6 protein-coding genes are annotated in these 6,611 nt (G+C 74.2%); 5 read left to right on the forward strand and 1 reads right to left on the reverse strand.

What is annotated here, in order from left to right:
* The first annotated feature begins 204 nt into the window (after nt 1-204).
* Both ETD96_RS38820 and ETD96_RS38825 read left to right on the forward strand, forming a co-directional pair.
* Nucleotides 205-1,851 carry an FAD-dependent oxidoreductase gene (locus ETD96_RS38820; RefSeq protein ID WP_240808538.1) on the forward strand — a complete coding sequence of 549 codons (1,647 nt, stop codon included), beginning with the start codon at nt 205-207 and terminating at the stop codon, nt 1,849-1,851.
* Nucleotides 1,848-3,314 (forward strand): ATP-binding protein, encoded by a 1,467-nt coding sequence (locus ETD96_RS38825; protein ID WP_138641484.1) that lies wholly within the window; start codon nt 1,848-1,850, stop codon nt 3,312-3,314. Before ETD96_RS38820 ends, ETD96_RS38825 begins: the two co-directional genes overlap by 4 nt.
* Nucleotides 3,315-3,329: 15 nt before the next feature.
* Here ETD96_RS38825 and ETD96_RS38830 read toward each other — a convergent pair whose 3' ends face one another.
* The gene (locus ETD96_RS38830; protein WP_171069447.1) at nt 3,330-4,124 is read right to left on the reverse strand and encodes a class II aldolase/adducin family protein; all 795 of its coding nucleotides are present in this window, start codon (nt 4,122-4,124) and stop codon (nt 3,330-3,332) included.
* Nucleotides 4,125-4,250: 126 nt separating this feature from the next.
* On the opposite strand from ETD96_RS38830, the gene ETD96_RS38835 reads away from it, so the two are divergent.
* From ETD96_RS38835 to ETD96_RS38845, 3 genes are read left to right on the forward strand one after another with little or no spacing between them, the layout of a single operon-like run.
* On the forward strand, nt 4,251-5,384 hold the full coding sequence (locus tag ETD96_RS38835; protein WP_138641485.1) for a helix-turn-helix domain-containing protein: 1,134 nt from the start codon (nt 4,251-4,253) through the stop codon (nt 5,382-5,384).
* A gap of 25 nt (nt 5,385-5,409) precedes the next feature.
* Complete coding sequence (locus ETD96_RS38840; RefSeq protein WP_138641486.1) at nt 5,410-6,279, forward strand: LLM class flavin-dependent oxidoreductase; 870 nt, start codon at nt 5,410-5,412, stop codon at nt 6,277-6,279.
* A complete protein-coding gene (locus ETD96_RS38845) occupies nt 6,279-6,608 on the forward strand; it encodes a DMT family transporter (RefSeq protein WP_138641487.1) in 330 nt (109 codons plus the stop codon). The genes ETD96_RS38840 and ETD96_RS38845 overlap by 1 nt, the downstream gene beginning before the upstream one ends.
* The last annotated feature ends 3 nt before the right edge of the window (nt 6,609-6,611 follow it).

The following is a 6,611-nucleotide window of genomic DNA, read 5'->3' on the forward strand; positions in this document are numbered from 1 at the left end:
ACGGGGCCAAGCCAGGAACGTCTCCCCTGGACGGGTTTTGCCGATCAGGGGGAGATGATGTCGACGACGCGGCTGCTGGTGCTCGGCGGGGTGCGGCGGTTCGGGCGGGCGCACGCACGGCATCTACCTGGAGGACCTGTTCGTCGAGCCGGACGTCCGCGGCCACGCTTTCGTCCGGGGTTGTGCCGGATCGAGGGGGACACGTTGCCCAAGCCAGTGCTGCTGACCGTCGACGACGATCCGGGCGTGTCCCGGGCGGTGGCGCGGGACCTGCGCCGCAGGTACGCCGAGACGTACCGGATCGTCCGCGCGGAGTCGGGGCCGCAGGCCCTGGAGGCGCTGTCGGAGCTGCGGCTGCGCGGCGACGACACGGCGGTGCTCCTCGCCGACTACCGGATGCCCGGCATGGACGGCGTGGAGTTCCTGGAGCGCGCGATGGACCTGTTCCCGTACGCGCGCCGCGTCCTGCTGACCGCCTACGCCGACACCGACGCGGCGATCCGCGCGATCAACGACGTCGACCTGGACCACTACATGCTCAAGCCGTGGAACCCGCCGGAGGAGAAGTTCTACCCGGTGATCGACGAGCAGCTGGACGCGTGGGGCCGCCTCGACCGCCGCCCGCCGGCCGAGCTGCGGGTGGTCGGGCACCGCTGGTCGTCGCGCTGCTACGAGGTCCGCGAGCTCCTCGCCCGCCTCCAGGTGCCCTACAGCTGGGTGATGGACACCGACCCGGAGGGCGCCGAACTGGTCGCGGCCGCCGGGTCGCCGGAGCTGCCGCTGGTGGTGACCGCGGACGGGACGGCGCTGTCGGCGCCGTCGGACGCCGAGCTGGCCGCCGCGGCCGGGGTGCCGAGCACGCCGTCCACCGGGTTCTACGACCTGATCGTGGTGGGCGGCGGGCCGTCCGGGCTCGGCGCGGCCGTGTACGGCGCGTCCGAGGGGCTGCGGACGGTCGTGGTGGAGCGCCGCGCCCTCGGCGGCCAGGCCGGGCAGAGCTCCCGCATCGAGAACTACCTGGGCTTCCCCGACGGGGTGAGCGGGGCGCAGCTCGCCGACCGGGCCCGCCGGCAGGCCGACCGGTTCGGCGCCGAGCTGCTGCAGGCCGGCGAGGTCGTCGGACTGGAGTCGCGCGGCACCGCGCGGGTGGTGCGGCTGTCGGACGGCACGGAGATCGCCGCGCACGCCGTCATCCTCGCCAGCGGCGTGTCCTACCGGCGCCTCAACGCCGAGGGCGTGGAGGACTTCGTCGGGCGGGGCGTGTTCTACGGCGCCGCGCTCACCGAGGCGCCGTCCTGCGAGGACGAGGAGGTCGCCGTCGTCGGCGGCGCCAACTCCGCCGGGCAGGCGGCGGTGCACCTGGCGAAGTACGCCAGGAAGGTGCACATCATCGTCCGGGCCGACGGCCTGGAGAAGTCGATGTCGCACTACCTGATCGAGCAGATCGCGGCGACGCCGAACATCGAGGTGCACACGGGCAAGACGGTGTGCGCGGCGGAGGGCGCCGACCGGCTGGAGCGGCTCACGTTCGCGTCGGCGGCCGGGAAGAAGACCATCGACGCGCACTGGCTGTTCGTGTTCATCGGCGCGGAGCCCGGCACGGACTGGCTGGACGGGTTCGTCGAGCGCGACGCGCGCGGGTACGTGCTGACGGGCCCCGACCTGGTCGCCGGCGGGCGCCGCCCCGCCGGGTGGCCGCTCGTCCGGCAGCCCTACCACCTGGAGACGAGCGTCCCCGGGGTGTTCGCCGCGGGCGACGTGCGCTCGGAGTCGATGAAGCGCGTCGCGTCTGCCGTAGGCGACGGCGCCATGGCCGTCGCGCTAGTCCATCGCTACTTGGAGCAGGCATGAGCACGGCATCGCCGGAGGAGCTGCGGGGGCTGTTCCTCTTCGAGGACCTCGACGACGAGAAGCTCGGCTGGCTGTCGCTGTGCGGGACGGTCGCCGAGTACCCGGCCGAGGGCGTCATCTGCGCGCAGGGAGACCCCGCCGAGTTCCTGTACGTGCTGCTGGACGGCGAGATGGCGATGACCCAGACCGTGCGGGGGCACGCCGTCGAGGTCAGCCGGACCGACCGTCCCGGCACCTACGGCGGCGCCGTGCAGGCGTACCTGGGGCACAAGATCGAGCAGAGGTACCAGCACTCGCTGCGGGCGACGCGCCCGGCGCGGGTGTTCGTGCTGCCCGCGCTGAAGTTCGCCAAGGCCGTCCGCAAGTGGTTCCCGATGGCCACGCACCTGCTGGAGGGCATCTTCTTCGGGATGACCAACGCGCGGCGGATCGTCGACCAGCGCGAGCGCCTCACCGCGCTCGGCACGATCACGGCCGGGCTCACCCATGAGCTGAACAACCCGGCCGCGGCCGCCGCGCGGGCCAGCGCGGAGCTCGGCGAGCGGCTGCTCGGCGCGCAGCGCGGCCTCGCCGACCTCGCCGCGCAGGGCGTCGACTGCACGCATCTGAGCGCCCTCGTGTCGCTGCGCCCGGCGCTGCCCGCGCCGCCGGCCGGCGGCCGGCGCAGCCCGCTGGAGGTCAGCGACGCCGAGGACGAGCTGGGCGACTGGCTGGAGGAGCACGGCGTCCCCGACGCCTGGGACCTCGCGCCGGGGCTGGTCGCCGCCGGGGTCGGGACCGAGCAGGCGGAGGAGGTCGAGCGGGCGGCCGGCGGGCACCTGCCGGCGGCGATGCGCTGGCTCGCCGAGGTGATGGAGGTGACGCAGCTCCAGACGGAGATCTCCGAGGCGATGGGCCGCATCACCGCGCTGCTGGACTCGGCGCGCCAGTACTCCCAGCTCGACCGCGCCCCCTACGGCCGGGCCGACCTGCGCGAGCTGCTGGACAGCACGCTGACCATGCTGAAGCGCAAGATCGGCCCGGACGTGACCGTGAAGCTCGACTACGACCCGGAGCTGCCGCCCGTGCCGGTGTTCGCGGCGGAGCTGAACCAGGTCTGGACGAACCTGATCGTCAACGCGCTCTACGCGATGCAGGGCGCCGGCACGCTGACCATCCGGACGGCGCGCGTGAACGACCACGCGCTCGTGGAGATCGGCGACACCGGGACGGGCATCCCCGACGAGGACGTCGACCGGATCTTCACGCCGTTCTTCACCACCAAGCCGGTCGGGCAGGGCACCGGGCTCGGCCTCGACATCTCCTGGCGGATCGTCGCCGACCGCCACGGCGGCGACATCAAGGTGGCGTCCTCCCTGCCGGGCGACACCCGCTTCCAGGTCCTGCTCCCGCTCACCGAGCCCGCCGCCGAGAACTCCGGCGACGGGTCCGGCGGCGCGGCCGGTGAGGGCTCCGCGGGGTAGGCGGGGCGGCGCGGGCTACTCGAAGAGGTCGGGCTGCTCGCGGGTGATCTGGTCGTAGAGCGGCTGGTAGTTGATCCAGCCGACCAGGTCGTTGCCGATCTGCTCGTGGGTGAGGGCGGCGTTGTCGTGCTCGATCGGGACGACCTGCCCGGCGGCCTTGGCGAGGAGCTGCACCTGGCAGGAGCGCTCCATCGTGATGAACCACCAGGCCGCGGCGTCCACGGTGTCGCCGACGGTGAGCAGCCCGTGGTTGCGCAGGATGACGGCCTTGTGGCCGCCGAGGGCGGCGGCGATGCGCTTGCCCTCCTCCAGGTCGGTGACGACGCCGGTGTAGTCGTCGAACAGGCCGTGGTCCTGGTAGAACGCGCACACGTCCTGCGTGATCGGCTCCAGCTTCTGGCCGAGCGCCGACATCGCGCGGCCGTAGGTGGAGTGGCTGTGCGCGGCGGCGACCACGTCCGGGCGGGCCTGGTGCACCTGCGAGTGGATCGCGAACGCGGCCTCGTTCACCGGGTAGCGGCCCTCGACGACCTTGCCCTCGTGGTTCACCAGGATCAGGTCGCTGACCTTGATGTGCTTGAACGACATGCCGAACGGGTTGACCCAGAAGTGGTCGGTGCGCTCGGGGTCGCGGGCGGTGATGTGCCCGGCCACGCCCTCCTCGAACCCGAACTTGCCGAAGATGCGCAGCGCGGCGGCCAGCCGCTCCTTGCGGTGCCGGCGCTCGTCCGCGACGTCGTCGAACGCGGGCGGCAGCCGGAAGATCAGGTCGGTCGGCAGCTTCTCCAGGAACTCGTCCTCGTCGGACATCGGGGCCTCCTCGCCTCAGCCTGCCCCCACCGAACACCATGCGGCGGCGGCCCGGCTAGACCGGCGGCGCCCAAGCCGCGCGGGGCCGGTTGTCCGGCCGGGACAACGGGGGCGCAGAATGGGGGGATGGAGCCCGGCGCGGGCGACCGGTTCCTCCGGTTGCTGATCGAGCACGGCGACGACCCGGCGCTGCTGGAGGCGACGGTGCGCGCCGCCCGCGGCCGGTCGGAGCTGGTGGCGGCGCTGCCCGAGGAGGAGACCCGGCGGCACACCCGCGCGCTCGTGCGCGGCGTCGTGTCCGCGCTGCGCGGCGGCGGCCCGAGCGAGGAGGTGCTCGCGGCGGCGGCGCGGCTCGGCTCGGACCGGGCCCGGCAGGGGGTGCCGGTCGAGGCGTTCCTGGACGGCTTCCAGGCGGGCCGCGCCCACCTCGTCCGGACGGTCGTCGCCGGCGGCCGCCGGCTGGGCGTCCCCGACGCCGAACTGCTGGACGGGGTGACCCGCATCGACGAGATCACCACGGCGCTCGTCCACCGGATGGTGCAGGCGCACCGGGTCGCCGAGCTGGAGCTGGCCCGCACCGCGCGGGAGACCCGCGGCCAGCTGCTCCGGCGGCTGCTGCACGGGGAGGCGGTCGCGGTCCGCGCGCCGCTCGACCCGGCCGCCGCGTACCACTGCGTGGTGTCGGACGTGAGCGACCCCGAGGTGGCGGCGCGGCTGGAGGAGGAGCTGACCGCCGCGGCGCCCGGCCTGTGCGGGCTCGTGGACGGCCGGTTCGCCGCCCTCGTCCCGCGCCTGCCGGACCCGGTGCCGTCCGGCCCGCTGCTGGTGGCCGCGCCGCCCGCCCGGCCCGCCGGGGTCGCGCCGATGTACCGGCTCGGGCGCCGCGCGCTGCGGGCGGGCGCCGCCGCGGGCCTCACCGGGAGGCGGGAGCTGGCCGACCTGGCGCTGCTCACCGTCACCGCGGCCGAGCCGGAGCTCGGCGGGCTGCTCGCCGCCGCGCTGCTGTCCGGGCTGGACCCGGACGACCCGTTCCACCGGGAGCTGGCCGAGACGGCGCTGGCCTACCTCGACCACGGCGGCCGGATCGGCCCGACGGCGGCGGTGCTGCACGTCCACGGCAATACGGTGAAGTACCGGATCCGCCGATTCCAGCAGCTGACCGGGCGGCCGCTGCTCGACCCGGCGGGCGGCGCGGCGGTGGCGCGGACCGCGAACCGGTGGTGGGCCCTGCACCGCTGGCTCGCCGATGCCCGATCATGATGGAGCGAGGAGAACGGAGACACGGGTGAACGCACCGAAGATCGGCGCCGTGCTGTGGCCCATGCGGTCGTGGCCGGAGGCGGGGGAGCCGTGGCGGCGCGCCGAGGACCTCGGGTTCCGGCACGCCTGGGTGTACGACCACCTGGCCTGGCGGGGCGCGACGCCCTGGTACGACGCGTACACGACGCTGGCCGCGGCCGCCGCGGTCACCTCCCGGATCCGGATCGGCACGCTGGTGACGTCGCCGAACTTCCGGCACCCCGTCCCCACCGCGCACGCGATCAAGACGATCGACCATGTGAGCGGGGGCCGGCTGACCGTCGGGATCGGGTCCGGCGGGACGCACCGCACCAGCGACGCCGGCGTCCTCGGCGGGCCGGAGTGGTCCCCGGACGAGCGGGCGTCCCGGTTCGCCGAATGGGTGGAGCTGCTCGACCGGCTGCTGACCGGGCCGCGGACGACCTTCGAGGGGACGTACTACAGCGCGCGGGAGGTCGTCGAGGAGCCCGGCTGCGTCCAGCGCCCCCGGGTGCCGTTCCTCATCGCGGGGAACGGGCCGCGCGGGATGCGGGTCGCCGCCCGGCACGGCACCGGCTGGGTGACCAGCGGCCACGCCGAGGGCAGGGAGCCGCAGGAGGTCGTCCGGTCCCGGCTCGCCGCGCTGAAGGCCGCCTGCGACGAGGAGGGCCGAAAGCTCGACGACCTCGTCCTGATGACGGGGTTCACCGGGGAGCCGTGGCTGGCCTCGCCCGGCGCGTTCGCCGACCTCGCGGGCCGCTACGCCGAGCTGGGCATCACCGAGATCGCGCTGCACTGGCCGCGCCCCGGCACGCAGTTCGACGCCGACATGAAGGTGTTCGAGGCCGTCGCCGCCGAGCACGGCGGAGCCGGCTGATGCCGTTCGTGCTGCTGGCGTTCGCGATCGCCTTCGAGGTGACGGCGACGCTGGCGATGCGGGCCTCGGAGGGGTTCACCCGGCTGTGGCCGTCGCTGATCGTCGTGGCCGGGTACCTGGTCTCGTTCGTCTTCATGGCCAAGGCGCTGACGTCGCTGAACGTGGGCCCGGTCTACGCGATCTGGTCCGCGCTCGGCACGATCGGCGCGTTCGCGGGCGGCGTGCTGCTGTTCGGCGAGCAGCTCAAGCCGCTCACGATCGCCGGCGCGGTCATCATCGTGATCGGGGTCATCGTGATGAACCTCGGCGGCGGGGTGCACCAGGGCTGACCC

Source organism: Actinomadura geliboluensis, from assembly GCF_005889745.1.
GTDB lineage: Bacteria > Actinomycetota > Actinomycetes > Streptosporangiales > Streptosporangiaceae > Spirillospora > Spirillospora geliboluensis.

Bases quoted from the DNA above. Each gene is read 5' to 3' on its own strand.
- ETD96_RS38825 (WP_138641484.1), top strand. From the start codon at position 1,848: ATGAGCACGGCATCGCCGGAGGAGCTGCGGGGGCTGTTCCTCTTCGAG.
- ETD96_RS38830 (WP_171069447.1), bottom strand. From the start codon at position 4,124: ATGTCCGACGAGGACGAGTTCCTGGAGAAGCTGCCGACCGACCTGATC.
- ETD96_RS38835 (WP_138641485.1), top strand. From the start codon at position 4,251: ATGGAGCCCGGCGCGGGCGACCGGTTCCTCCGGTTGCTGATCGAGCAC.
- ETD96_RS38845 (WP_138641487.1), top strand. From the start codon at position 6,279: ATGCCGTTCGTGCTGCTGGCGTTCGCGATCGCCTTCGAGGTGACGGCG.